We start from the raw sequence: 26,139 nt of genomic DNA, 5'->3' as shown, positions 1-26,139 counted from the left end.
CAAACACAACCAAATACTGCCATGAAACAAATAGCGTGTATTTTAATACTCTTATGTACAACTGCTATTTCAGCACAAGTAACCCTTAGAGGCGTCGTTCGTGATACCCTAGATAATCCGCTAGAATTATCAAACGTCGTTGCTTTTAACCAAGAAACCGACGGCCTAGAATCCTACGCAATCACAAACGAAAAAGGTGCCTATCAACTTGAACTTGGCGAAAATGGCACCTATAAAATCCAAGTGAGCTACATTGGTTTTAAAAGCTACGAAGAACTCATTAGCACCAAAGAAGCCAACATCACAAAAGACTTTTTACTCAAAGCAGATAACACCCTAGAAACAGTAGAGCTTTCATACGAAATGCCTGTTGTCGTGCGTGGCGATACTCTCATCTATAACGCAGACTCTTTTAAAACGGGAACAGAGCGAAAACTTGAAGATGTACTAGAAAATTTGCCTGGTGTAGAAATTAACGAAGACGGACAAGTGGAGGTAGAGGGTAAAGTGGTCAACAAACTCATGGTAAATGGAAAAGATTTTTTTGATGGTGATACTAAATTGGCCACCAAAAATATTCCTTCCAATGCCGTAGACAAAATTCAAGTACTGCGTAATTATGCTGAGGTTGGTCAACTAAGAAGCGTAAGAAACAACCAAGACAACGTAGCCCTTAATATCAAACTAAAAGAAGGAAAAGAAAGCTTTTGGTTTGGAAACATCACAGGTGGATCTGGTGTCTCTCCCGAAGGAGAATTGTACTTATTACAACCAAAATTATTCTACTACAACCCTAAATACAGTATTAACTTTATTGGTGACCTAAATAATACGGGGGAAGTGGCCCTTACACGTCGTGACCTTAGGGGCTTTGGGGGCGGATTTAGACCCCCCAGCAATAACAGCGGCACCAATATTAATTTGGGCGATAACGGGCTCAATTTCCTCACCAGTCAAAACAATGCCTTGGAGGTTGAAAACAAACTAGCCACGGCAAATTTTAGCTATTCTCCCAATCCGGCATTAGATTTTAGCGGATTCTTAATTTATAACAGTAGTAGAATTCTTTCTTCGGAAATGTCCTTCATCCAATACAGTAATCCTGAACTGGAAATCCCAGACGAATCCACAGAGCAATCCAGCAGAGAGCGATCAGATCAAGGATTGTTAAAGTTAAGTGCATCCTACCAGCCCAATGCGAATAATCAATTAGATTATGATGTGCTTAGTAAAATTTCAAACGATACCCAACGTCAGCAGTTATTCTCATCTGTGGTAGGAAATACCAATCAATTTGATGAAGTGACGCCTTATAGTATCAATCAGAACTTAAATTATTATTACACCCTAGACGAAAAAAATATCTTCGCTTTTGAAGCCCAGCATTTATTAAAAAATGAAGATCCCTTTTATAATGCTGTACTAGACAACAATCCAGACGGCGAAGATGCTTTCGATAACACTGCAACAGCACTTGGGATTGACGGTTCTTTAGCAACTTATAACTTCGGACAATCAAGAAGAATCAAATCAAACCAACTTGACGCCAAGCTTGATTATTATTACTTGATCAATAAGAAGAGCAATATCAATTTTACACTCGGTACCATTTTAAGCAATCAGCAATTTAACTCAAACATCTTTCAGTTTTTAGAAAGCGGAACCCAAGAAGATGTGACGCCCACCATTAATAATGGACTCGCAACCAATGATACCAATTATAATTTTAGCGATGTATACCTAGGAGTGCATTATCGTTTTATAACAGGAAAATTTACCATCACGCCAGGTTTCTCTGTACATGCCTATGGAAACAAAAACACGCAGTTCTCACAGACCTACGAAGATAATTTTTTTAGAATCTTACCCGATTTTGAAACTCGAATTCAATTCAAAAAGAGTGAGGCGTTAACGGTGCGTTATAACATGAGAAACCAATTTACCGATGTTACAAGATTAGCGCAAGGTTTGGTGGTGAACAATTACAATAGTATTCAGTTTGGAGCGCCTGATCTTCAAAATGCGTTGTCTCACAATGTAAGTATTTTTTACAGTAGTTTTAATCTTTTTAATTATACCAATGTGTTTGCAAGAGCCGCTTATTCCAAGAATATAGATCAGGTTCGTAGTGTTACAGATTTCGAAAACGTGATACGTACCAGCACTTTTTTCAATTCAAATTTTGCAGATGAAAACGTAAACATCAATGGACGTGTGCAACGTACCTTCGGAAAAATTAGAGCGAGCATCAATGCAGGCTTTAATTACAGTAAAATCAACCAATTAATTCAAGGCGAAAGAGCAACCAATGAAGGTTTTACACAATCCTATACACCAGGAATACGTACCAATTTTAAAGTCGCGCCCAATGTTAGTGTACGCTATCGATACAGCATTGTAAACAATAACCAGGGAAATCGCGAAACAACCTTTATCACAAATGCGCCTTCTATTTCTGTAGATGCCTATATCTTGAAGAAGTTCACCTTTCGCACCGATTATAGTTACACCAATCAAGATCTCGGAAACGGGACATCACAATCATTTCAAAATTGGGATGCCACACTTGCCTATCGAAAAGATCGAGATGCAAAATGGGAATACGAATTAAAAGCGACCAATTTGCTTAACATAGATTCTCAGGTAAGGAATAGTGCTAATGATATTTCGGTGTTTACCTCAGAGACCTTTATCCAACCTCGTTTTGTTACCGTGAGATTTGTGTATAATCTGTAAGTAGCGAAATAATTTTTCGACTTTTACTTCGGAAATTTTAAAGAACTAAATGCTTTTATAGTGTTCAATAATCTTTCTAACTTTACTGCTATGGAAAAGAATTCTAATTTATTACGTGTAGCCTTAGCGCAAATTGCCCCAGTATGGTTGGATAAGGAAGCAACCCTTCAAAAAATATATGCTCAAATTGAAACAGCAGCAAAAAAAGATACCGAACTTATTGTGTTTGGAGAAGGCCTTTTGCCTGGCTATCCATTTTGGTTAGCCCTCACAGATGGTGCTGCATGGAATAAAGAGGTTAATAAAGAATTGCATGCACATTATGTGCGTAATTCGGTGACCATAGAAAATGGAGATCTAGATCATGTATGTGCTTTGGCAAAAAAGTACCACATGGCCATCTATTTAGGGATTATTGAACGCCCATTAGATCGTGGTGGTCATAGTATCTATGCCTCTTTGGTGTATATTTCCGAAGAAGGAATAATTCAATCGGTACATCGTAAATTACAACCTACCTACGATGAGCGTCTCACTTGGGCTCCGGGAGATGGCAACGGATTGCAAGTTCATCCGCTCAAACAATTCACTGTTGGTGGTTTAAATTGTTGGGAGAATTGGATGCCGCTGCCAAGAGCAGCCCTCTACGGTCAAGGAGAAAATTTGCACATTGCGGTATGGCCGGGAAGCGATCATAATACCAAAGACATTACAAGATTTATTGCGCGAGAATCTCGTAGTTATGTGATTTCAGTTTCTTCGCTCATGCAAAAAAGTGATTTTCCAGAAAGTACACCGCATTACACTAAAATTTCAGAAAAAAGTCCAGACATTTTAGCCAATGGCGGAAGCTGTATTGCAGGACCCGATGGAGCATGGATCGTCGAACCTGACACACGTACCGACGGAAACATCTACCATACCTTAGATTTTAATCGTGTCTATGAAGAACGACAAAATTTTGATCCTGTAGGTCATTATTCCCGTCCAGATGTAACCAAATTAAACGTAAACAGAGAAAGACAATCTACCATTAATCTTGGGGAAGTTTAATTTTTAGACCTTAAAGTGCTAGCGAAGTGTTTTTAGATTTTGTTTGGTTTTAAAGAAGCAAAGAAGCAAAGAAGCAAAGGAGTTAAGTGAAATTTTCAAATTGTCACATTTTCAAATCTTTTCACCCGTCACCCGTCATCTTCATTTCGTCCCGAAAGCTTTCGGGATCTATTTCGATTTCTTAATAATAGGTGTATCTTTGCGCCCAATTTAAAAACACCTGAATTTCAGGAATCTACACCATGAGCAGAAACGATAACAAAGGAAGAGGAGCCAAAAAAGGGCACGGTAAAAACGCCAAGTTTAAAAGCAACGCGCCAGCAAAACCTAGAGATGGAAAATCAAGAGCGGGTGCAGCGCTAAAACCTGAAGCACCAAAACCAGCGAAGAAGAAACAAGATATTGTGAACGGAATTCGTTTAAACAAGTACATTTCAAACGCTGGAATTTGTTCTCGAAGAGAAGCAGACACCTATATAGCCACTGGTTTGGTGACTGTAAATGGGAAGGTGATTAATGAAATGGGCTACAAGGTGAAATTAGAAGATGATGTGCGTTTTGATGGACGTCGTATCAACCCAGAACCGATGGTCTATGTGTTGCTAAACAAGCCAAAAGGTTTTGCTACTACAACCAGCGAAAGCAAAGGAAATACGGTAATGGATTTAGTAGCCAACGCTACTTCGGCACGTATCACACCTATCGGAAGACTAGGAAGAAATGCAACTGGGTTATTATTTTTTACCAATGATGATAAGCTGAAAGAGAAATTGAGTAAGAAAGGCATGGAGCGTTTGTTTCATGTAGAATTGGATAAAAACCTAAAAGCAGCCGATCTCAAGGAAATTTCCGAAGGTATTCAAATTGGTACCAAGAAAATTTCTATCGAAGAAATTAGCTATGTGGAGAATAAGCCTAAGAAAGAGGTAGGTTTAAAAATCAAACACATGGGAAATAGCGTGATTCGTGAAATCTTCACACATTTAGGCTATGATATTGTAAAATTAGATTGTGTTACACTAGCACATTTAACCAAAAAAGACCTACCAAGAGGACGCTGGAAAACCCTTACTAAAGAAGAGTTAGAATTGTTTTCTATGTTGTAATATTTGTTATTGCTACTGTCTGGTTGAGCGCAGTCGAAACCTTTATTTGAAGACTAATTGTGAAGTAGTTCTCGACTGCGCTCGAACGGACAAATTAATTTTAGTTTGATGTTATTTTTTTCTTTTTTGAATTTAACATCTCAAATATCGCAAATCCAATCAAGACAATATACTCCATCGCCACCAAGCCTAGATTTTCATCGAAGCCTTGAGCTCCATAGGCGCTGTAGCTAAAAAATACCATAAAACTCCATACTATCGGGAATCTATAGCGCGTAAAGACACTTAAAACTAATGGTGTTGCAACATACCAAGGATGTACCGTAGTGGACAATAGAAAGTACACCGATACAGCTAACAAGAGTCCAGTGATGAGTTGTTGGGTAGTATTGTTTTTTCTGAAAAATGAAAGACCGAGTATACTTGCTATGACAATCAATGGCAGGATTTTACCAACGGTGCCAATGATATTCCAACCAATGGTTTGAAACCCTATCCAACGAATGATATAGTAAACACTTGCATTAAACTCAAAGTTTTGAAACCAGAGTTCGATGGTTGCCGCAAAGTTTGAAAGAAAAGTTTGTGAGAGAAACGGCGCAAAAGTGAGGGCGATGGTACCTAGAACTGTCCAATAGAATTTTTTTAAGTTCCAGAACCCTTTGGTGAAAAGCCCTTTGGGTGCTAGATAGTTAAAAAACAGCGGCAGCAACAATAAGGGCAATAACTTAACAGATACCGAAACGCCTAACAATACGGCTGCCCAAAACCATTTGCCTTTGTGCAACAGGTATAACGCCCATACTACAAAAAAGAGCATCACTCCTTCAAAATGAAGGTTACCTGTAAGCTCTATAATGATAAAAGGATTTAAGAAATACCAAAAGATATTTTGGGTAGGAAGTTTTAGGTTTTCGAGTAGTTTTTTTCCGAAATATAAAACACCAATATCTGCTCCTATAATTAACATGCGTAGTCCTATAGCTGACCCTAGTATGGAGCTTTTGCCAAACAAAGCAGCAATAGCAAAGCACAACTGATTTACAGGTGGGTAATTGCTGTAATGACTTGCATTTAGATTTCCCATACCAGATAAAAGCGCTTCGCTATTGGGAATGGTCAGCTCCATTCTATCAAAACCAATAGGGGAAGTTCCAAAAAATTGTTCTGGTGTAAATAGATAGGGATTAAAGCCTTGTAGTAAAACATTTCCGTCCCAGATAAAGCGATAAAAATCTTGTGATAAGTTTGGAATGGCGGGTAAAAAAAGAAACCTAAAAAGGATTCCTAGAAAAGCTAATACCCAAAAACTATTTTTTTTGTCTTTTATAAGTGTCCATGCTGCATAAAATAAACCTGCAAACACGAAGAGCAGATTTATAAAGTCACTGCGTTCCAGAAAATAAGCAAATAGGATATACAGGAAACAACTACCCAAAACAGGAAGTAGCAGATGTTTGTATGCAGATAAAGACTTTATAAGGTTGCTTTTTTAATTATATAAGTCACTTTAATGTTGGTAACATGACTTCGATTTCGCCAATTTTCATTTCCCCTCCCGACGCTTAGGGTTGGGGATAAGCTTTTTCGACCAATTATATTCTCTCATAAGAAACTAGCCCTTCAAAGGTGGAAACCGTTTCATATTAAAAAAACATGTGTTATTTCAAACTTCAACAATCTAAAATCCACAATCTCCAATCAGCAATCTCGAATCATTCTAGTCTTGCCATTCAGCAATAAACAAGTTGGTATCACGTCCTCCTCCGTTGTTTCGGTTCGAAGAGAAGGCTAGGTATTTGCCGTCATTACTAAATACAGGAAACGCATCAAAGGTTTCACCATGTGTGACGCGTTGTAAATTCTTCCCGTCTAGGTCTATTAAGTATAAATTAAAAGGGAATCCACGCTCTGCTTCATGGTTGCTACTAAACAATATTTTTTGTCCGCTGGGGTGAAAAAACGGACTCCAATTTGCGTTCCCTAAATTGGTGATTTGTTTGAGATCGCTTCCATCTGCATTACAGATATACAATTCCATGTCTGTTGGTTCTACCAATCCGTCTGCAAGCAGGTCTTTGTATTTTTTTATTTCGGTTTCTGTTTTTGGACGTGATGACCTAAAAATTAATTTGCTTCCGTCGGGTGAGAAGAAAGCGCCACCATCATAGCCTAATTCGTTTGTGATTTGTTTCACGTCACTACCGTCAATATTCATGGTGTACAATTCTAAATCGCCACTTCGAGTTGAGGTAAATACAATTTTATCGCCTTTGGGAGATACTGTCGCTTCTGCATCATAGCCAGGTTCTGTGGTAAGTTGTGCTGTAATATTTCCTTCGAGATCTGCTACAAAAATATCGAAGCTATCATAGACAGGCCATACATAGTTTCCATTTTTACGTAGCGGAACTTCTGGACAATTTTCGTCCACTAGATGTGTGCTTCCGTATACATAATGCTTATTGTCTGGTAAGAAGTAGGCACAAGTTGTACGTCCTTTCCCTGTAGAAATCATAGGAGGTTTTTTGCCATTAAAGGTTTGGTCTGCATTCATTAAAAACATCTGGTCACACTCAACACCCCATTCTTTAAAGTTAGATTGAAATACCAATTGCTTGTCGTCAAAACTCCAATAGGCTTCTGCATTATCTCCTCCAAAGGTGACTTGACGTATGTTTTTGATGTGTATTTCTTCAGGGTAGATGAGTGTATCTTGCGTTGCTGGATCTAATACAGCTTCACGAATACCACCTGTCATACTGAGTGCTGTGGGTTCTTTTGTGGTGGTTTCGGGGGTTGTTGTTTTCTTTTCGGTGTTGTTTTTACAAGAAAAAAGTAAACAAAAAATAACAAGGGTAGCAATGCGTCTCATATTTCAGTAGTTTTGTGTAAAAATAAGAATATGCGTTTAGTTATTATAGTATTGATGATGGTCTTTGTAATTTCTTGCAAAGAAACCCCTAGAAAAGTAGTCACCATGAAAGAAGATGTTGCAGTTTTAGCAGCAGATGAGATGGGAGGGAGACAAACAGGAACTGAAGGTGAATTGCTTGCTGCAAAATATATTATAGAACGTTTTGAAGCCATTGGTTTGTCACCAAAAGGAAATGAAGGACAGTACACCCAAACCTTTACCTTTAAAGCAAGTGCCAATCCGCATGAACAAGCAGAATTTACCAATGTACAAGAAGATGGATCGGTAACGGGAACCAATGTACTTGGGTACATTGATAACAAAGCAGAAAATACCATTATTATTGGCGCACATTACGATCATTTAGGTATGGGCGGTGAAGGCTCTTTACACCGAGAAGATCCTGCAGTACATAATGGTGCAGATGATAATGCAAGTGGTGTGGCTGTGTTATTACGTATTGCTGAAATATTAAAAAACCAATCCCCTTTAGTGAACCAAAATAACTACTTGTTCATGGGCTTTTCTGGGGAAGAAATGGGATTGCTAGGCTCTAATTATTTTGTAAAAAACCCAACCATCGACACTCAGAAAGTGAGCTATATGATTAATATGGATATGGTTGGAAGATTAAATGAAGAAAACACCGTGGCAGTTCATGGCGTGGGAACTTCTCCTATATTTAAACAAACCTTATTTGCAAATAATAATCAGGGCTTAACCATTAATGAACATCAAAGTGGGGTAGGGCCTAGTGATCATACCTCGTTTTATTTGGCAGACATTCCGGTGCTTCATTTTTTTACAGGGCAACACACAGATTACCACAAACCTGGTGATGATCCCGAAAAGTTGAACTACGAAGGAATGGATAAAATTTCGAACTATATTGTAAACATCATCACAGACTTGGATGATGCTGGAAAGCTAGCGTTTAAAAAAACCAAAAATGAAAGCGAAGAAGTGCCTATGTTTAAGGTGGCTTTAGGAGTGGTGCCAGATTATTTATTTAATGGCGAAGGGATGCGTATTGATGGAATTAGTGAAGACAAGCCAGCGCAAAAAGCAGGGTTACAGCGCGGAGATATAGTAGTGAAATTAGGAGATTTAGATACTCCAGATATGATGAGTTACATGAAAGCGCTTGCAACTTTTGAAGAAGGAAAAACTACAACGGTTACTGTAAACAGAGATGGTGAAATGATAGAACGAAAAGTGACGTTTTAAATTTGTTATTCAACAATCTTACATCAAAAACCGCTAAGCCTTACTCGTCAAACTTTTAAAGAATACAAATCCAAACCCTATAAAAAGCATGAGGTGAAACGGGAAGAGCCCGAAGTCGCCCCCTTGGTCTCCTACAATAAAAGCAGAGTACATTCCAAAGGCGAAGTAGCACATTAAAAGACCTTCAAAAATCACATTGATAGAAATGTTCTTTTTGAGGTATTTGTTTCCTTTCCATTTGTCTTTGAGCGTGCTAATATTAAACTTTGGTGTACGAACAAATTCACTTTTCTTACCAATATGTCCTTCAATAACTGCAATGGTATTATGTAATGAAAAGCCCATAGCGATAGAAAAGAAGGTAAAGAACATGCCAGTATAACGCAAGAATTTCTTAATCCCACCACCATATATATTTCTAAACATAAACCAATAGCATACAAAGAAAATTATCGTGCTTATTACAAAGAAACTCATAACGATAAAGTAGACTTTCAAATGCTCATATTCGTTTTTAATCCAAAGCATTGGGATACTTAATACTGCTACCAAAAAGATATTTAAAAACATGGTGCTATTCAGTAAGTGTAACAAGCTATGAATTTTTGTCTTCCCAGATATAGAATCGCTTTTCAATACACGGCGCATCATTTTCTGAAAATTTTCTGCACCACCTTTGTTCCATCTAAATTGTTGTGAACGTGCTGCACTAATAACTACAGGTAGTTCGGCTGGAGTTTCTACTTGCTCTAGGTATTTAAACTTCCAATTCTTTAATTGTGCACGGTAGCTCAAATCAAGATCTTCTGTTAGCGTATCACCTTCCCAGTTTCCTGCATCGAGGATACATTCTTTTCTCCATACACCAGCAGTGCCATTAAAGTTGATAAAATGTCCTTCGCTATTTCTACCAACTTGTTCTAACGTAAAGTGGGCATCTAACGCAAAAGCTTGTACCTTGGTAAGAATAGAATAGTTACGGTTAATATGTCCCCAACGTGTCTGTACCACGCCAATTTCTGGACTCTTAAAATAGGGTATGGTCTTTTTTAGCCAATCTTTTTGAGGAAGAAAATCGGCATCAAAAATAGCGACATATTCTCCTTTTGCAGTCACTAATCCTTCCTTTAAGGCGCCTGCTTTAAAACCAGTTCTTTCCGTTCTCGTAATATGTTGAATGTCTAGCCCCGTTTTTTGAAGCCTCTTAATATGTGTTGCAGTAGTTTGTAAAGATTCGTCTGTTGAATCGTCTAGTACTTGAATTTCAAGTTTATCATTGGGATATTCCAATGTAGCGATATTATCTAAGAGCCGCTCCATAACATACATTTCATTGTATACTGGAAGTTGTATTGTTACGTAAGGAATTTCATCAGGATTTGAGAAATCAAAAGTAGGACTCTTATCTTGCTTTCTCTGCGCTCTTAAATAATTAAAGAGCAAGTTTAATTGTGCTAATGCATACATAAGTATGAGCAAAAGCGCAACAGAATATATGACCATGACGATGGTTTCCAGTATCATTTTTGAAACGAATATTTAAAAATCCAACCTAAGATTTTGATGCCTGCAAAGATAGCACCTTTTACCGTACCCGAAACTTTTGAGACCCCAATTCTGTTTCTATATTTCATGGGTATTTCTGTGTATGTATATTTTTGTTTTAATGCCTTTAGTTGCATCTCTACCGTCCACCCGTAGGTCTTGTCTTCCATAGATAGCGCCAGTAGTTTATCATACTTAATTGCTCTAAAAGGGCCTAAATCTGTAAAGCGCGAGCCAAAGATTAGATTCATTAAAGAAGTAGCTAACCAATTTCCAAATTTTTGAGGGACAGTCATAGAACCCTCTTCTCGTAATTCTTTGACACGGGCACCAATTACAAAATCGATGTCTTTTTCTAGAATGGGAGCTACCAGTTCGGTTAGCTGTTCTGGGTAATCGCTATAATCTCCATCTAGAAAAACAATAATGTTGGGTTTCGTATCTAGAGAAGCAACATATTCCATGCCTTTTAAACAAGCATATCCATAGCCTCTTTTTGGTTCTTTTAAAACTGTAGCGCCTGCATTTTTTGCAACGGTTTCGGTATGGTCTGTAGAATTATTACTAACAACAATAATTTCGTCTACTTGTTTAGGAATGTCTTTAATAACGTGTCCAATAGATCCTTCCTCGTTGTAGGCTGGAATGATGACTTTAATGATAGATTGTTGCATTAAAAAGTTGCGTCTGGATTATCACGTTTAAACGCCCAGAGAGAATCCCATTCGCCTACTTTAGTGTCATTGATGTATTTTTCTGCTTTCACCAATGTTCGTTTTAAGTAGCGTAGTGCAAATCCGTTTTTCTGGTTGTTTTTGTATTGAAACTTGGTTTTGTTTCCGGTTGCAATATCGTAAAAAATCCACCAATCTTCGGCAATATCATTGCTATAATGTCCTTCTTTTTCAAGGGCTCCTTTTGGGGTGTAGTAATACCAATAACCTTCTTTTTTATTAGTGCTGAAATGTCCTTTGGCCGCTACTTGTCCATTTTTATGATAAAAGATCCAATAATCGGTTTTAGTATTGCTGCTTTGCCAACCTTCCGCTTTTAGGACACCATTGCTGAAATATTCTTTGGTGTACATTTTTTCGGTGTCGAATATTTCCGAAGTTATTTCTAGTGTTGTATCTAAAGTAGTGGTGGCCACTAATCTTTCAGAAATACAACTTAAAAATGCAATACAAATAAATACGCTAAGTTTCATAGCGACTTAGACGCAATGAGAATACAATCCTAACGGAAATAAAAAAGAGGATATCAAAAAACTGAAAAATAACTTATGTCTGGTTGAGCGCAGTCGAAACCTATGTTCAACATTTATGAGTTGTAGTTCTCGACTGCGCTCGAACAGACATCTAAGTTTGCTTTTTTAGACATCCTCTTTCGTATAGCTTCTATAAACTTCTATTCTTTTAACAACGTTTCAGAATAGATAGCAGCATCTCCTTCAAATTGAAGTTGCATGATATACATGCCTTGTGGTAAGGTAGCTACATTTACTGTATTATCTGTAACATCAAGCGTTGCAATTTTTTGCCCCGCAATGTTGTAAATAGTAACATCTACTACTAGCTGGTCTTGTAATCCTTTAATTGTCACAATATCCTTAGCTGGATTTGGATAGATGGCAAATGTGTTGTTTAGGTTTTCTTTAATAGCTAGCAATGATTCACAATTATTCATTAATGCTTCCATACTATTATTAACATTTAGCCTTCCTCCTGTAACAGTAATACCCTCTAAAGACTCATTTGGGTCAACATTATTCAAAACAATGTCTCTTACAATCTGTGCTGCAGTTTCTGGATCGCTCATAGCTAAATCTGCTAGTTCTTGACACGGTGCGCTGTATAACAAAGCAATGGTTCCAGTAACATGTGGCGTTGCTCCAGAGGTACCTCCAAAAGGACCATAGCTGTTTAAGTTTGTTGTAATGGTTCCAGCACCAGGAGCTCCAAGATCAATAGTTTCTAGACCATATCCAGCAGATGTAACTTTAACATCATTGATATTGGTGTTGGTAACTGCAATCATATACTCGCTAGGGCATGCTGTAGGTACATCACCAATCACATCTACGTTTTGGTTTCCATTAATGGTTGCACCACAACTTAGAATTCCGTTTTCTCCTAAGGTATCATACATAGCACACCATAATGGAGAATCTTCTGGTTGTCCAAAATCAATACCAAATGATGCATTCGTAGCAACTACAAAAGACCCTTCGTCTCCATTTGTGCTATTGTATAACATTCTACTTTCAAGAATATATGAGTATGCTTCTAGAACAATAGATTCGTTTCCACTACTTCCGCTCACTGCCATCACTTTTATATCCCAGTTTACACCAGCAACCCCTACACCATTATTTCCTTTTGCACCTACAATTCCAAAAACTGCTGTTCCATGAGAACCAGAATTTATGTTTCCTGAACTATTATAAGCATTCCATCCATTTACATCATCTACATAACCATTGTTATCATCGTCTATATTATTTCCTGGGATTTCAGCCTCATTTATGTATAAATTGTCTACTAGATCTGGGTGATTGATGTTAAAACCACCATCAACAACACCAGCTACTATAATGTCCCCATTTGGAGTTGTTCCTCCAGTAGTAACATCCCATGCGTCATCGGCGTCAATATCTTTATCGTTTTCTTGAAAATATTGCCATTGATCATCGTATCTCGTATCATCTGGTGTGGTAGCACGTAAGGATACAGTATGGTTTAACTGTGCAACTAACATGTTTGGATTGAGGTATAATTTCCTCATGATGTCTTGCTCACTTTCTGTTGTTGTGTTTATTGAAATATTATAAATATTCAAAGGTTTAGAGATTAATTTTCCTTCAATAATAGTTCCTTGTTGACTGTCTTCTTGTAGTTGAGAAAGCGTGTAATCGTTTTTTAATTGCACTAAAAGTTCACCTGGAACATAATTTAATTGTTGTGCAAAGACCGACGCTCCAAAAACCAGAGCAAGTGTGAGTAAGAGATTTTTCATAGCAATTTTTAGTTTCTATTTGTGGTTTCTTTATTGGATTGTGCGTTTTCAACAATACTAGATTTTTTCAGTTGTGAAAGCAGTTCATCCATTTCTATTTTTGTGTTATCAAAGCTAAATAGAAAAATATTGAGTGGTTTGCTTATTAACTTGATTTTTTGAAGATTAATCTCACTAAAATCTAATATTAGGGCTTCTGGGTTACTATTTTCTTTGAGATCCACTAGAACAGTAGTTTTGTTTTCTTCTGAAATATGCTGGGTGTTAGATTTAGATTTGCAAGACGCAAAACAAATAAAGATGGTGAATATCGCACAAAGGACACTGAGTTTTCTTTTCATGAGAATTTTTTTAAAGGTTTTTGGATTTTTCAATTTGCTTTTCTTTTTTTCGAACTAAGAAGTAAAGTATCATAAGAATACCACAAATCCAGAAAAAGGGGATGGCAATTGAAAGTTTAAAACGAGGGTCATCTGGATGCAGTAAGTATATATCTGCAAGAATCATTGCCAAAATGATACTGCACATCACCAATGTAGCTACAATTGTGTATCGTAACGCAATGATAAAAAAATGAAAAGGATCCCCCAAAGTGTTTTTTAGTAAAGATATCTAATTTTTAGGCATAAAAAAACCAGCTATGATCATAGCTGGTTTGTTACATTGGGTTGTTTTATTTTTTATTTACCAAGGTCATAAGATCTACGTCGTTGCCCAATAATATTTCGGTTGGATTAATACGTCCTTCTAAGGCGTCGTTTTCTAGTTTTAAAACACCGCGCGGACACACAGCAGAACAAATACCACATCCAACACATGAACTACGTACAATGTTTTCTCCCTTTTGTGCATAGGCCCTAACATCGATTCCTTGTTCGCAATAGGTAGAACAGTTCCCACAAGAAATACATTGTCCACCGTTAGTGGTAATTCTAAATTTTGAGAACAAACGCTGTTGGATTCCCATAATGCCTGCCATAGGGCAGCCCATGCGGCACCAAACTCTATTTCCTAAAATAGGGTAGAATCCAGTTCCTATAACCCCAGAAAATATAGAGCCAATTCCAAATCCGTAGAAAGTACGCATGGCTCCATCAAGACCATAGGTATTTGTATTGAGTCCAAAAGAGAAATACGCTGCATTTATTTGAATTTCATGAAATTTTGTAAAAGACATGGCTACAAAAAATCCGAGTGTTACTAACAAAGCAACTACGGCACCTTTAAAAGCATCTCCTTTTAATTGATCTCTTTTAAAGTAAGCTATAATGGCAAACATTACAACTAAGAATACTCCCGAACTCGTTAGAAATACGTTTTTTGTGAACCAATATTTGGTGTCATCGTAGCCTAGATACGTAGAAATAACACCTGCCGTCATTACCACCGAAAAGACAAGCACTGCATTGATCATCCAACGTTCTAGTTTCCATGCTTTCATACTTTTGTCACTCAAATGACGGAATGAGTCTCCTGCCGTTTCTGCCAAGCCTCCACATCCGCATACCCAAGAGCAATACCAACGTTTTCCGTATTTATAGGTAAGCCATGGAGAGATTACAAATACCATCAATACTGCTAAAACTAAAAAGAAAACTCCTATGGTTTGTGCATTTATAAATTGATCTACACGCCATTGATCAAAAGCATAATAGTTTAATGGCCACATTAATTTTAGGTCATTGTAGGGTAGTGAGAAGGTGTCTGAGTTAAGACGCGCCATCAATTCTGGAATCACAAATGCAAAAGCAGTTTGAAAGAACATCACGCTTACCGTTCGTAATTGTTCATACTTGTTGTGTTTGTACTTCATTAAAAACTTAATTCCAAATCCTAAGATGGCTATGGTGTATAAGGTTCCATACATAAACCATTGGCTCGCTGGATTCCCACTTAAAAGTCTGCTTAATGGATCAAATAAGCCAACCATACCCGTGTTAGTACCGTCGACACCTTGACCCAGACCTAAGAGTTCTGCAAAGAAGTACAACACAATATAAAATCCTGTGAGCGCTATTCCAGCAATCCACCCCAATACGCCTCTTGAGGACATCGATTTAAACCAAACACCATCGTTTTTGATACCTTCTAGTTTATGGTCATAGGCTCCTTTTGAGAAGATAATGATCCCTACCATAATTGCTGTAAGGGAAGTTGTGAGCCAAATACCTGTATTGCTGTTGGTCATGTTAAAAGCTGCTAAGATTAAGATTATTAACCCAGTCATTCCAATAAAGACTCCAGCTTTTTGTTTTGTATTGAGGCTTTTAGGAGGTTGTCCTGTAAGTGCCATGTTTCTTTCTATTGCCATAATTTATGCGTTTATAGGTTGGTGCTTTTGGTAAGCAGTTTGTATATCTTTTTCAAAATGAGTATAAAACTCTGGATCAAAATTGGCCTCTTTTAGGTTTGAAATAACGAAATTGGCTGTGCGTTCTTCGGTAAGCCATCTGTCAAATACTTCATGTCGCATTCGAATACCAAAGGTGTTGATGCCAAGAAATTTGTTGGTGTCTTTATGATACGCCATGGTGATGCACTTAGTGTCATCTTCATGATGCCAATGAAAGTGTTGTTCAAATTCTTGTTTGTTTCGTTCACTAAAGACCCATCCGTAAGTCTGGTACTCAATATCTAGAAATTTAGCACTGTTAAACCAATGTCTAGGCTTGTATGGGGTCGGATTTCCACAAAGCGTTTGGGCAAGTGTTTCTCCCATCATACGTCCTGTGTACCAAACGGCTTCGATAGGTCTACGACCATTAATACCTTCATGCTGCTCTGCACAATCACCAATAGCATAAATATCTTTGATGTTGGTTTCTAGCATTGGGTTTACTTTAATCCCTCTGCCAAGTTCAATGCCGCTGTCTTTCAAAAAATCAATGTTTGGAGAGACGCCAGCGGTGAGCCCTACCACATTACATGGTAATTCTTCGTCCGTTTCTGCAATGACTACAGCTTTTGCACGGCCGTTCTCATCGGCAATAATTTCTTTTAAATTAGTATTTAATCGTAAATCTATATGGTGATTTTTGATATGCCTATTCAACATTTCGCTTTCACCGCTTGGCAAAACGCCATTCCAAAAACTAGTTTCTCTTACTAAAAATGTGACAGGGATGTCTCTAGAACGCAGCATCTCTGCCATTTCAATACCAATTAAACCGCCTCCAACAATAACGGCTCTTTTACAGATATCTTTATTAGGAGCATTTTGCTCTAAGGCGTCAAGGTCTTGTTTAGAATAGAGTCCTTGTACTCCATCAAGATCTTGCCCAGGCCATCCAAACTTATTGGGTTTAGATCCAACAGCAAGCACTAATTGATCGTATTGCATACTGTCACCTTCTTTAAATAGAAGTGTTTTGTTGGCATGATCTACTTTATTTACAAAGCCTCTTTTAAGATCAATTCGGTTCTTTTCCCAGAAATAATCTTCATAAGGTTTGGTGTGTTCAAATTTCATGTGTCCCATATACACATACATCAATGCAGTTCGTGAGAAAAAATGATCTGTTTCTGCAGATACGATTGTGATTTTATGGTCGCTTAATTTTCGAATATGACGGGCTGTAGTAACGCCAGAGATTCCGTTTCCAATAATGACAATGTGTTTCATACTTTTTGGATGGGTTTAGAGGTTTGTTTTCTTTTTTACCCAGACAGAATGTGAGCACTGTTTGAGGAGAAATATGAAAACTATTGGTTCTATGTCGCTTAACAAGTTACAAACTTTACAGATATTTTGATAAAAATGTTTTTTTAATCTTTTTAGGCTCGGGAAGTATTGCTATTTCTTGTTTGTGCATTTTTTATGAAATTCTTTTGTAAGGCTTATGAAATGTTACAGACTGAATGGGCATCAAAAAAATAAAATCATGAAAAAAATCATTTTACTAACACTAGCTTTTATATTGGTGTCACTTTCAAATAGTGTTGCACAAAACACACAGCAATTTTTTGACGATGCCAATACATTCTTTAAAACCTATGTGTCTAATGGGCGAGTAGATTATAAAGCCATTAAAAATAATCCTGAAGCATTAGATGATTTAATGACGCAAGCAGCAGCTATTACCGTTTCGACTTCTAACGTAGCCGAATACCAAGCCTTTTGGATTAATGCGTATAATATTTCAGTAATAAAAGGCATCGTAGCAAAGTATCCTGTAAAAGGACCACTTTCTATTAAGGGATTTTTTGACAAGACTACCTATAGTTTAGGAGGTGCAAAAACAACCCTAAATGATCTAGAAAACAAATTATTAAGAGCTAAATTTCCTAAAGAAGCTCGTTTTCATTTTGCTTTAGTATGTGCTGGACTAGGATGTCCCCCAATTATAAATGAAGCTTATACACCAGCTTCATTAGAAGCACAATTACAGCGTCAAACAACCATCGCTCTTAACAACCCTAATTTCATTAAAGTAAAAGGAAAGAAAGTACAACTCTCTAAAATATTTGAGTGGTATAAAGTAGATTTTACCCATGATGGTAGTGAAATAGACTATATCAATCAATTTAGAAAAGAGCCTATCAATGAAAAAGCGAAGGTATCTTATTACGAATACGATTGGACCCTAAACGCAAAAAAATAAGCCTTCTCACCTTGAGCTTGTTATTGCTACAAGCTCGAGGTCGTGAAGCACAAAAAAACAACCTATTTATTAATGCTGTCCTATATATTGAATGAACAGCTAGAAAAAAAACTATGAAAATTTCAGTAAAAAAAATCATTACAGCCGCCTTATGTTTCACCATGTTTGCAGGAATCGCCCAAGAGGAGAAGGAAGGCTTAAGTAACGTTCAAGAATTTACCCCATCAAAACTATTACGTAAGGGGCAATGGGATATCAAATTTTTTAATAGCATCTACACGCAAACAGAGAGAACAGATGAAGGTTCTAATAGTGTAGATATTCCTAGAGAAACTTTTTTTACCAATACCACCGAAATTTACACAGGTATTAGTAATAATTCGCGCATTAATGTTGGTCTTATTTTTCAAGTAAGAGCAAATACATTTGGAGGCGCAAACACCTTAGATGTGTTATCGTTTGAAAACAATACTACAGATGCAAGAAGTGGTTTAACAACCATTGCACCTTCTATAAGAATTCAGCCTTTTAAAAACATAAGTAACTTTTCATTGACAAGTTCTTTCTTTATACCTGTATTTGAGGATGTGCCAAATGCACCTTATTTGGATAAGCGCAGTTTTTTCTGGGAAACAAAATTTTTCTACGACAAAACGTTTGGAAATAACAAATGGCAAATCTTTACAGAGGCAGACTTTGGTTATAATTTTGGAGAAGATGCCATAGACGCTGATGCTGCAACAGAAAATGTAGGGGAGCGTTTTGCAAATGAGAGTTTGTTTTTGCCAGTAAGTGCCTTTTTAAGTTATTTTCCAACACAAAAATCGACTGTTTTTGTGAACGCCCAACAAGCCTTTTTAATTGATTTAGGGAACAATTTTTCTCAAAATTATACTCAAGTTGGATTGGGAGGAAAATATCAAATAACTAAGGAATTAAATGTTGAAGCTTCTTATGGGAAATTTATTAGAGGTGAGAGTTTTCAGGGACTCGGACAAACATTTAGTCTTGGATTAAGAGCGATTATAAATTAATAATGGTATCGTTTTTTCTGAAATATAAACCATCACATACCCTCTATTGAAACAAATAGTATTGCATACCTTTCTTTGTTTGCTGCTTCTGAGCTGCACGGACAGAGATGATGTTAGGGAAGCATCACCTTTGACCTTGCAAGACCTTGTTAGCCAATCTTCTTTTGAAACTGGGAGTGTAATTGCGTGTGCTTCTGGAACTGAAAATGACAATGAAGTTGTAGTATATTTTTATCCTAGGCCAGGCGTAACGAACCTACGATTATTTGAAACCGAAACTACAACAGTAGATCCAAACGATTTCTCAAAATATGTAGAACAAACAGTGAGCCCAAGTGCTATTTTTGACGGCTATTTGCAAGCGATTACCACAAGATATGTAACCGAACGATGGGTCATTGTTAGTTTTTTAGAAGATGGCGTGTTACAATTGTCAAACCCCATTCGACTAAAACATCTAACGTCAAATACTAGCTTTGAAGAGAGTGTAGCCATAGATCTCACAATACCAACACAACCCATTTTTAATTGGGAAGATCTTGTTACTCAAGATGACGCCATTTATTTTCAAGTAGTGAGTAATCAAGAAGAAGAGTTGCTCTCTGGAACCTATACGTTTGATACGCAGTTTCAATACTATGAATTAGGTAATGTAGTGCTCAATATTACAAGAGATACACCGCCTGTACTTATACCAGGAGACACTTACGCTTTCACACTAATGGGAGTGAGCGATGATAATTGGGTGAATTTTTTAATATTACAACAGTCATTTACTATACCCTAAAACATCTGTATTCCCACAGATGCACCTCTCTTGTTCTCTTGGGTTTTCTTATGGGTTCTTTGAGAGGTTTTTTTCAGTATCTTGGACGTTTAATTTTACTATAAATGAAACTTTTTTTTAGGCTTCTTTTTTGCCTCATTCTTTTTCAAAGCTGCACTGGGCAATCTCATAAAATCAATGCGGTGAGTTTCGTAGCTTCTGGAAAGCCTGCTTCTCAAGAAAATGTGGCAGCAATACAAAATATTAATGTCAATTATGCTGCGGTAATGCCTTTTGGGTTCATTAAAAATTTAGATACTCCTAGCATCATGCACAATACCGATAGGCAATGGTTTGGAGAAACAAAGGCTGGGGCTAAACAATATACAACCCTTTTGCAAAAGAATAATATTGCCGTGATGATCAAGCCGCAAATTTGGATTTGGAGAGGCGAATTTACGGGCTATCTCAAAATGAAAAGCGAAGAAGACTGGAAAACCTTAGAGGATAGTTATCGTTCATTTATAATGACTTATGCTGAGTTGGCCGAGGAGGTTGATGCTGAAATTTTCTGCATCGGGACCGAGTTAGAACAATTTATAGTCAACAGACCCGAGTATTGGGACACCCTCATTTCAGACATTAAAAAAATATACAAAGGCAAACTTACCTATGCTGCCAATTGGGATGAGTACAAACGTGTTCCTTTTTGGAAATCGTTAGATTTTATTGGAGTGGATGGGTATTTTCCTGTTTCCGATAGCAAAACTCCAACCGTTGCCGAAGCAAGAGCAGGATGGCAACCTTGGAAAGCCGAGTTGAAGGGAATTTCCGAAGTCAACCAAAAACCTATTTTGTTTACAGAATACGGATATAGAAGTGTAGATTATGCTGGCAAAGAACCCTGGAAAAGTGAACGAAGCATGCCGGGTGTAAATCTAGAAGCGCAGCAAAATTTGATGCAAGCACTTTTTGAAGAACTCTACTCAGAACCTTGGTTTTCTGGCGGATTTATTTGGAAATGGTTTATCGATGATGCCACCTCAGGAGGTCACGATAATCACATGTTTACCCCTCAAAACAAACCTGTTGAAATCATTTTAAAGCAACAATTTTCTAAAGAATAATTTCTGAAATTTGAAATCATGAAAGCACGTTCGTTTGTTTGGTCAAAGGATTTTTCGGGTAAAATTGAATCTTTTTTTGTAAACATTACCAAAGCATTTCGTCTACCCTAAGAAATTGGTTGTATGAAAAAGGGATTGTTTGTTTTGCTTATATCACTTGGTTTTTTAGCCAATGCCCAAGAGGGAATTGTGCATACACTAGAGTTTGAAGGCTTAAAGAAAACGAGGGTCTCTTTTTTACGAAAACTTGTAAAAGTAAAACAAGAAAGCGTATTAGATTCTACAAAAATAGCAACCGATATTTCTAGGCTTAAAAGATTGGCAGGAATTGCAAACGCAACATATACGGTAGAAAGAAACCTTGAAGGAAACTACACAGTCACGTATGCTTTTGAAGAAAACTTTACCATTATTCCAGGCTTTCAAATATCGACCGATAATAATGGGGAGTTCTCCTATCGTGTCTCTTTATTTGAGTTTAATTTATTAGGAAGAAACCAACTCATAGGTGGCTTTTATCAGAACGATGTATTTGATTCTTTTGGAGGTTATTGGGAAGCTCCGTATTTGTTCACCAACAAATTAGGGGTCGGAGTTAGCTATAAAAATGAAGTCTCTCAAGAACCTGTATTTTTTCCAGAGGGGACCTTGAATTATAGATTCGATTCTAAAGCCTATGAAGCAAATATTTTATACGAACATGATTTTCACAACAGAGCCGAAGTAGGAGTTACTATTTCGAATGAAGAATACACATTTATTGATGGTAATCTTCCCGATGGCAAACCTGAATTTTTAACCGCCGATAAAATTGCCTATCGCGGCGAGTATGAACACAATAACATTGAGATTGAATATCAATACCAATCAGGTTTTAGAAGTTTGTTAAATTTTAGATTTGTTACGGGCGGAGAAGGGGTGTTAAAAGATTTCTTTATAGGGAGAAATGATTTCGAATATTTTAAAAGAGTAGGTAAACGAGGCAATTGGGCCAACAGATTGCGATTAGCATACGCCTCTGAAAGAGATACGCCCTTTGCACCTTTTGCGTTGGACAATCAATTAAATATTCGTGGCGTAGGAAATACCATAGATCGCGGAACAGCGGCAATTGTTTTAAATACAGAATACAGACATACCTTGCTAGAAAAAGGTTGGTTTGTAATACAAAGCAATGTCTTTTTAGATGCGGGTACCTGGCGTACAGTGGGGGGTAATTTTGATGATTTGGTAGATGCAGATAATTTTAGATTCTATCCCGGAGCCGGGATTCGTTTTATACACAAACGTATTTTTAATGCGGTATTTAGATTGGATTATGGCTACGGTCTTGGCGAAAATGCCACCAATGGGATTGTTTTTGGTATCGGGCAGTATTTTTAAGACTTTTGTGTTGCAATAATGTTTATTTTTTTCTTTTGAAATATTCCTTGTTTTTATGCCTCTTTTTAATGTCGTTATGTACCATAGCGCAAGAAGGGACTGTCTCAGAATTTGTATTACAGGGTAACCACAAAACACAAGATAGCTTTATAAAAAAAATTGCCAAGTTAGAAGTTGGTACCGTATTAGATTCTATACAATTAGAAGCAGATATAAAACGTTTCAAACGTTTGCCTAGCATTGCACATGCCTATTATCAAGTGCATCCAAAAGCAGATGGAAGTTATAAGGTTGTGTATGGCTTTGAAGAAAATTTTACTATCATTCCTTTTGCCAATGTCTTTACCACCAATGATGACGAGTTTGCATTTCGAGTAGGAATACAAGAGTTTAATACACTCGGACAAAATATTACGATTGGTGCTTTTTATCAGTATGATATTTATAGTTCGTTTGGCCTCAATTTTAAAGCGCCCTATTTGTTTACCAATAAGTTAGGCTTGCAAGTGAATTATCAAAACCTGACAACAGAAGAACCCGTTTTTTTAGAACAAGGTACGGCAGACTATAAGTATAACAATACTTCGTATGAGTTGGCTGGGATGTATGAAATCAATTTTTCGAACACAGTAACCCTAGGCGCAAATTTCTTCACAGAAACCTATACCTACATCGAAGGTGCTGTAGCCGACAATGTGCCCCAATCGTTAGAAGTTGATAAGTTGCTATATAAATTATTGTATCAATACAACGCAGTAGATTACTATTACCAATACCTTAACGGAATAAAAAACACCCTAAATTTTCAGTATGTAACCACTTCTAATGGGGTATTGCCTGCGTTTTTATTTTTAAGAAATGACCTAGTAGGATATTTACGGGTAGGTGAAAAAGGCAATTGGGCGAGTAGACTCACCTTTGGTGTTGCCTCAAATAATGAATCTCCTTTTGCACCTTTTTCTGTAGATAATAATTTAAATATTAGAGGTGTTGGAAATACCATAGATCGCGGTACTGCGGCGTTAATTATCAACACCGAATACAGACATACCCTTATCGATAAAGATTGGTTTAGCATGCAAAGCAATGTGTTTGTAGATGCAGGAACCTGGCGAAATCCAGGAGGAACTTTTGGTGATTTTGGCGATGATCAAAATCTGCGAGTCTATCCTGGAGTAGGGCTTCGTTTTATTCATAAGCGCATTTTTAATACGGTGTTGCGTATAGATTATGGATACGGTGTTACCCAAGATGCTACCAATGGTTTTGTGTTTGGTATCGGACAGTATTTTTAAAAAGAGGCACTCCATGTAAAAGCGCCCCTTTTTTTATTTCTTAAAGCTTAGACTTCCTTTTAAGGTAAAATTATCTGCTATTAAATTTTCTTTCATGGAAGTGAAAATAGAAGGGGAGTTAAAGGTAACGCCATATTGGGTTCTGTCCATTGTATGCTCAAATGAAATGTGAATGGTTGCATCATCTTGAGTAATGGTCACTGGAATTTTTTCTTCTTGTGCCATTCCTTTAATGGTCATTTCTCCAACTAGTACAGTTGTTTCTTCCATACTAGCTTCTTCTTTTAATACAAAAGTTGCTACGGGATATTTTTTAACATCGAAAAAGTCTTTATTGCGCAAGTGTTTTTTTAATTGTTTGTTTTCGTGATATAAGGTTCGCATATCGATGGTAATATATAAGGAAGTTACTTTTTCTTGGTCAACTAAAATTTCCGCAGAAAGGATTCCTAACGTTCCCTCTGGACTATAACCGCCTGTAGCCGCTTTTCCAATCCAGGAAACCTGTTGTTCTTTTTTAAAAATACTTCCTTTTGTCTGTGCTAAGCCTTGTAAGCTTATTAGTAATACAAGTGTAATGATGATCGTTTTCATAGTGTTTAGTTTAAAAGATTTGTAGTAGTGTGTATGGTGCTGTAGCCGCAAACAGTTTCGCCAGTTGCCGTGGTTCCTATAAAATACCAAAGTGCCCAACCTCCAAAAAGTTGTTTGTCTGTTCGGTAATTTTTTGCCCAGGTATAGGGTTCAGAATGTTGTAAGACTTGCTTTTTGGTTCCAAAGTTTTTGTTGAGTTCTTTTAGCGGATATGACTTGCGTAAATTCCAGGTGTCATTATAGAATAAGTAAGCGCCGTATTCGGTAATGGTAATGTCACTTTCTTTGCAAAGAATAGAAGTGGCATGTTTCCAATAATAGGTGTCTTTAATTTTTACCGGGTCGTTTTCTTTTGGAAAGTTTTGAACTTCAATAGCGCGTCGTATGTTTTGAAGTTTTTCGGGAATTTGATCTTCTTTTGGAGTTCCATAATTAATTTGTCCTTTTGAAGAACAGGCTGCTAAAAATAAGCAGATGCATGTGATGTACGATTTCATGATTTCAGTTTTTTTATGATTACTGAAGCAAAGATGTCATGAAAAGGGTATAGCAGTCGTCTCGTTTAAAAAATTGAGACAAAGCTTGTAGCGGAGATAGGTTTCAATTTTAAAAATGAAACTTTTAAGAATCTGATTTTAAGTGCTTTGGTGATTTTCCTGTTATTCTTGTAACGGTTCTATTAAAAGACGCTTTGGAGTTAAACCCTGCTTCAAAAGCAAGACTTAGGAGTGTAAATTTATCACTATCGGGCTTTGAAAGTAGTTTTTTAAGCTCATTAAAACGAAGTTCGTTGGTGTAATCACTAAACTTTTTTTCAAAAATGGTGGTAAATGTTTTCGTGACCAAATAGGGTTTTACGTCTATAGCTTCAGCAATGAGCGCCACCGAAAGATCTTGGTTTTTAAAAAGCCCTTCTTCCATTTTTTGAGTGATTTTGTTTGCAATAGCCTCTAACTGTGTCTTGTCTTTTTGGTTGAGCACTTCAATTTCTTTTACAGCAACGGTGTGTCTTCGTGAAAATCCTTCGAGGCCTAACCAATAGGTAATCATTGCCATGACGATAAAGATGGGATATCCAAAAAAGTTAAAGGCATAATCAAAAAACAAAAAGTCAATGGCAGTTACCAATGTGAAAATGATAGAAAATAATCCAAGTACTAAAACCACTCTTTTTATCCAGCTCAGGTGTTTGGGAAGTACTTTGTAACCATCTATTTGCGGGGGATTTTGTAATAGCTTCCAAGATTTATAACAGTAAAACATGAGTAATCCTCCGCCAATAATGTACATAGTTGGGTAGTGCATCCAGGCAACATAACCCCAATACCCTAGCCATGTAAGGCTTTCTCTGGTGCCATCCCAATAAAAGTTTTGTGATTTAATATAGAAGCTCCAAATAATTTCAATCCCTACAGGAATAAAGTGAACAAGTTGTTTTTTTGAAATTTTAAAATTCGGATTGACGTAGCTTGCCACAAAAAAGTATAACAACGCTCCGTAAATCCAATTCATTTCCAGTAAGATATAATACCAAGTATCATACTTGCCAAGGCCAAAGAAATGTAATATTTCAACAATTAAACGATACGAAAAGAAAAAGAGGATGGCAGCCAAAAATCGATTGGCCCTCTTGTGAATGGTGTTTGTTCTCCAAAGGATACTACCATAGATGATTCCTTGCAGGGCTCCAATAGCCAATAAAATAACAAAGATGACAGTTTTCGTTTCCACTTTGCTAAA

At 37.0% G+C, this 26,139-nt stretch carries 22 protein-coding genes; 10 read left to right on the top strand and 12 right to left on the bottom strand.

All coding sequences use genetic code 11. The annotated features are described in order from the left end of the window. Nucleotides 1-21: 21 nt before the first annotated feature. The 3 genes from ACY2RS_RS02310 to ACY2RS_RS02300 all read left to right on the top strand — a co-directional run bounded on the left by ACY2RS_RS02310 (nt 22) and on the right by ACY2RS_RS02300 (nt 4,895). Nucleotides 22-2,736: a carboxypeptidase regulatory-like domain-containing protein gene (locus ACY2RS_RS02310; protein ID WP_490096982.1), complete on the top strand. Its 2,715-nt coding sequence runs from the start codon at nt 22-24 to the stop codon at nt 2,734-2,736. Nucleotides 2,737-2,826: 90 nt separating this feature from the next. After that, nucleotides 2,827-3,789, top strand: a complete 963-nt coding sequence (locus ACY2RS_RS02305) for a carbon-nitrogen hydrolase family protein (RefSeq protein WP_490096981.1) — start codon at nt 2,827-2,829, stop codon at nt 3,787-3,789. A gap of 242 nt (nt 3,790-4,031) precedes the next feature. Beyond that, nucleotides 4,032-4,895, top strand: coding sequence for a pseudouridine synthase (locus tag ACY2RS_RS02300; protein WP_490096980.1), 864 nt, complete (start codon nt 4,032-4,034; stop codon nt 4,893-4,895). Between the two features lie 100 nt (nt 4,896-4,995). Here ACY2RS_RS02300 and ACY2RS_RS02295 read toward each other — a convergent pair whose 3' ends face one another. Beyond that, nucleotides 4,996-6,261, bottom strand: coding sequence for an MptA/MptB family glycosyltransferase (locus tag ACY2RS_RS02295; protein WP_490096979.1), 1,266 nt, complete (start codon nt 6,259-6,261; stop codon nt 4,996-4,998). Nucleotides 6,262-6,615: 354 nt separating this feature from the next. Next, nucleotides 6,616-7,770, bottom strand: coding sequence for a TolB family protein (locus tag ACY2RS_RS02290; RefSeq protein ID WP_490096978.1), 1,155 nt, complete (start codon nt 7,768-7,770; stop codon nt 6,616-6,618). A gap of 30 nt (nt 7,771-7,800) precedes the next feature. Here ACY2RS_RS02290 and ACY2RS_RS02285 point away from each other — a divergent pair, with 30 nt between their 5' ends. Continuing rightward, nucleotides 7,801-9,039 carry a M28 family peptidase gene (locus tag ACY2RS_RS02285; RefSeq protein ID WP_490096977.1) on the top strand — a complete coding sequence of 413 codons (1,239 nt, stop codon included), beginning with the start codon at nt 7,801-7,803 and terminating at the stop codon, nt 9,037-9,039. Nucleotides 9,040-9,072: 33 nt separating this feature from the next. Here the strand turns inward: ACY2RS_RS02285 and ACY2RS_RS02280 are convergent, their stop codons facing one another. From ACY2RS_RS02280 to ACY2RS_RS02250, 7 genes are all read right to left on the bottom strand, one after another. Continuing rightward, nucleotides 9,073-10,563 (bottom strand): cellulose synthase family protein, encoded by a 1,491-nt coding sequence (locus tag ACY2RS_RS02280; RefSeq protein ID WP_490096976.1) that lies wholly within the window; start codon nt 10,561-10,563, stop codon nt 9,073-9,075. Beyond that, nucleotides 10,560-11,258: a glycosyltransferase family 2 protein gene (locus ACY2RS_RS02275; protein WP_490096975.1), complete on the bottom strand. Its 699-nt coding sequence runs from the start codon at nt 11,256-11,258 to the stop codon at nt 10,560-10,562. Before ACY2RS_RS02275 ends, ACY2RS_RS02280 begins: the two co-directional genes overlap by 4 nt. After that, on the bottom strand, nt 11,258-11,791 hold the full coding sequence (locus ACY2RS_RS02270; protein ID WP_490096974.1) for a toxin-antitoxin system YwqK family antitoxin: 534 nt from the start codon (nt 11,789-11,791) through the stop codon (nt 11,258-11,260). The genes ACY2RS_RS02275 and ACY2RS_RS02270 overlap by 1 nt, the downstream gene beginning before the upstream one ends. A 200-nt stretch (nt 11,792-11,991) precedes the next feature. Beyond that, nucleotides 11,992-13,599: a S8 family peptidase gene (locus ACY2RS_RS02265; protein WP_490096973.1), complete on the bottom strand. Its 1,608-nt coding sequence runs from the start codon at nt 13,597-13,599 to the stop codon at nt 11,992-11,994. 8 nt (nt 13,600-13,607) lie between these two features. Beyond that, a complete protein-coding gene (locus ACY2RS_RS02260; protein WP_490096972.1) occupies nt 13,608-13,940 on the bottom strand; it encodes a hypothetical protein in 333 nt (110 codons plus the stop codon). 332 nt (nt 13,941-14,272) lie between these two features. Next, nucleotides 14,273-15,910 (bottom strand): 4Fe-4S binding protein, encoded by a 1,638-nt coding sequence (locus ACY2RS_RS02255; protein WP_490096971.1) that lies wholly within the window; start codon nt 15,908-15,910, stop codon nt 14,273-14,275. Between the two features lie 3 nt (nt 15,911-15,913). Continuing rightward, a complete protein-coding gene (locus ACY2RS_RS02250; RefSeq protein WP_490096970.1) occupies nt 15,914-17,221 on the bottom strand; it encodes an NAD(P)/FAD-dependent oxidoreductase in 1,308 nt (435 codons plus the stop codon). A gap of 259 nt (nt 17,222-17,480) precedes the next feature. On the opposite strand from ACY2RS_RS02250, the gene ACY2RS_RS02245 reads away from it, so the two are divergent. The 6 genes from ACY2RS_RS02245 to ACY2RS_RS02220 all read left to right on the top strand — a co-directional run bounded on the left by ACY2RS_RS02245 (nt 17,481) and on the right by ACY2RS_RS02220 (nt 23,805). Beyond that, nucleotides 17,481-18,200, top strand: a complete 720-nt coding sequence (locus ACY2RS_RS02245; protein WP_490096969.1) for a DUF547 domain-containing protein — start codon at nt 17,481-17,483, stop codon at nt 18,198-18,200. 113 nt (nt 18,201-18,313) lie between these two features. After that, complete coding sequence (locus ACY2RS_RS02240; RefSeq protein WP_490096968.1) at nt 18,314-19,234, top strand: hypothetical protein; 921 nt, start codon at nt 18,314-18,316, stop codon at nt 19,232-19,234. A 46-nt stretch (nt 19,235-19,280) separates the two neighbouring features. Further along, nucleotides 19,281-20,021 carry a hypothetical protein gene (locus ACY2RS_RS02235; protein ID WP_490096967.1) on the top strand — a complete coding sequence of 247 codons (741 nt, stop codon included), beginning with the start codon at nt 19,281-19,283 and terminating at the stop codon, nt 20,019-20,021. 182 nt (nt 20,022-20,203) lie between these two features. Next, nucleotides 20,204-21,127 (top strand): glycoside hydrolase family 113, encoded by a 924-nt coding sequence (locus ACY2RS_RS02230; protein WP_490096966.1) that lies wholly within the window; start codon nt 20,204-20,206, stop codon nt 21,125-21,127. A 123-nt stretch (nt 21,128-21,250) separates the two neighbouring features. Further along, nucleotides 21,251-22,510, top strand: coding sequence for a POTRA domain-containing protein (locus ACY2RS_RS02225; protein WP_490096965.1), 1,260 nt, complete (start codon nt 21,251-21,253; stop codon nt 22,508-22,510). 68 nt (nt 22,511-22,578) lie between these two features. Next, nucleotides 22,579-23,805, top strand: coding sequence for a BamA/TamA family outer membrane protein (locus ACY2RS_RS02220; RefSeq protein ID WP_490096964.1), 1,227 nt, complete (start codon nt 22,579-22,581; stop codon nt 23,803-23,805). A gap of 33 nt (nt 23,806-23,838) precedes the next feature. Here ACY2RS_RS02220 and ACY2RS_RS02215 read toward each other — a convergent pair whose 3' ends face one another. The 3 genes from ACY2RS_RS02215 to ACY2RS_RS02205 form a co-directional block, all read right to left on the bottom strand. Continuing rightward, a complete protein-coding gene (locus tag ACY2RS_RS02215) occupies nt 23,839-24,399 on the bottom strand; it encodes a YceI family protein (protein ID WP_490096963.1) in 561 nt (186 codons plus the stop codon). 5 nt (nt 24,400-24,404) lie between these two features. After that, nucleotides 24,405-24,896: a hypothetical protein gene (locus tag ACY2RS_RS02210; RefSeq protein WP_490096962.1), complete on the bottom strand. Its 492-nt coding sequence runs from the start codon at nt 24,894-24,896 to the stop codon at nt 24,405-24,407. 124 nt (nt 24,897-25,020) lie between these two features. Next, nucleotides 25,021-26,130 carry a helix-turn-helix domain-containing protein gene (locus tag ACY2RS_RS02205; RefSeq protein WP_490096961.1) on the bottom strand — a complete coding sequence of 370 codons (1,110 nt, stop codon included), beginning with the start codon at nt 26,128-26,130 and terminating at the stop codon, nt 25,021-25,023. Nucleotides 26,131-26,139 lie beyond the last annotated feature (9 nt).

Source organism: Patiriisocius sp. 208BN25-11, from assembly GCF_058147145.1.
Note: the sequence above shows the minus strand (reverse complement) of the source record. Positions and strands in the feature narration are given on the sequence as shown.

Excerpts from the sequence above, each read along its gene's own strand:
- ACY2RS_RS02300 (WP_490096980.1), top strand. The coding sequence starts at position 4,032 with ATGAGCAGAAACGATAACAAAGGAAGAGGAGCCAAAAAAGGGCACGGT.
- ACY2RS_RS02275 (WP_490096975.1), bottom strand. The coding sequence starts at position 11,258 with ATGCAACAATCTATCATTAAAGTCATCATTCCAGCCTACAACGAGGAA.
- ACY2RS_RS02260 (WP_490096972.1), bottom strand. The coding sequence starts at position 13,940 with ATGAAAAGAAAACTCAGTGTCCTTTGTGCGATATTCACCATCTTTATT.
- ACY2RS_RS02285 (WP_490096977.1), top strand. The coding sequence starts at position 7,801 with ATGCGTTTAGTTATTATAGTATTGATGATGGTCTTTGTAATTTCTTGC.
- ACY2RS_RS02220 (WP_490096964.1), top strand. The coding sequence starts at position 22,579 with ATGTCGTTATGTACCATAGCGCAAGAAGGGACTGTCTCAGAATTTGTA.
- ACY2RS_RS02240 (WP_490096968.1), top strand. The coding sequence starts at position 18,314 with ATGAAAATTTCAGTAAAAAAAATCATTACAGCCGCCTTATGTTTCACC.
- ACY2RS_RS02215 (WP_490096963.1), bottom strand. The coding sequence starts at position 24,399 with ATGAAAACGATCATCATTACACTTGTATTACTAATAAGCTTACAAGGC.
- ACY2RS_RS02305 (WP_490096981.1), top strand. The coding sequence starts at position 2,827 with ATGGAAAAGAATTCTAATTTATTACGTGTAGCCTTAGCGCAAATTGCC.
- ACY2RS_RS02265 (WP_490096973.1), bottom strand. The coding sequence starts at position 13,599 with ATGAAAAATCTCTTACTCACACTTGCTCTGGTTTTTGGAGCGTCGGTC.
- ACY2RS_RS02250 (WP_490096970.1), bottom strand. The coding sequence starts at position 17,221 with ATGAAACACATTGTCATTATTGGAAACGGAATCTCTGGCGTTACTACA.
- ACY2RS_RS02225 (WP_490096965.1), top strand. The coding sequence starts at position 21,251 with ATGAAAAAGGGATTGTTTGTTTTGCTTATATCACTTGGTTTTTTAGCC.
- ACY2RS_RS02245 (WP_490096969.1), top strand. The coding sequence starts at position 17,481 with ATGAAAAAAATCATTTTACTAACACTAGCTTTTATATTGGTGTCACTT.
- ACY2RS_RS02255 (WP_490096971.1), bottom strand. The coding sequence starts at position 15,910 with ATGGCAATAGAAAGAAACATGGCACTTACAGGACAACCTCCTAAAAGC.
- ACY2RS_RS02280 (WP_490096976.1), bottom strand. The coding sequence starts at position 10,563 with ATGATACTGGAAACCATCGTCATGGTCATATATTCTGTTGCGCTTTTG.
- ACY2RS_RS02290 (WP_490096978.1), bottom strand. The coding sequence starts at position 7,770 with ATGAGACGCATTGCTACCCTTGTTATTTTTTGTTTACTTTTTTCTTGT.
- ACY2RS_RS02270 (WP_490096974.1), bottom strand. The coding sequence starts at position 11,791 with ATGAAACTTAGCGTATTTATTTGTATTGCATTTTTAAGTTGTATTTCT.
- ACY2RS_RS02210 (WP_490096962.1), bottom strand. The coding sequence starts at position 24,896 with ATGAAATCGTACATCACATGCATCTGCTTATTTTTAGCAGCCTGTTCT.
- ACY2RS_RS02310 (WP_490096982.1), top strand. The coding sequence starts at position 22 with ATGAAACAAATAGCGTGTATTTTAATACTCTTATGTACAACTGCTATT.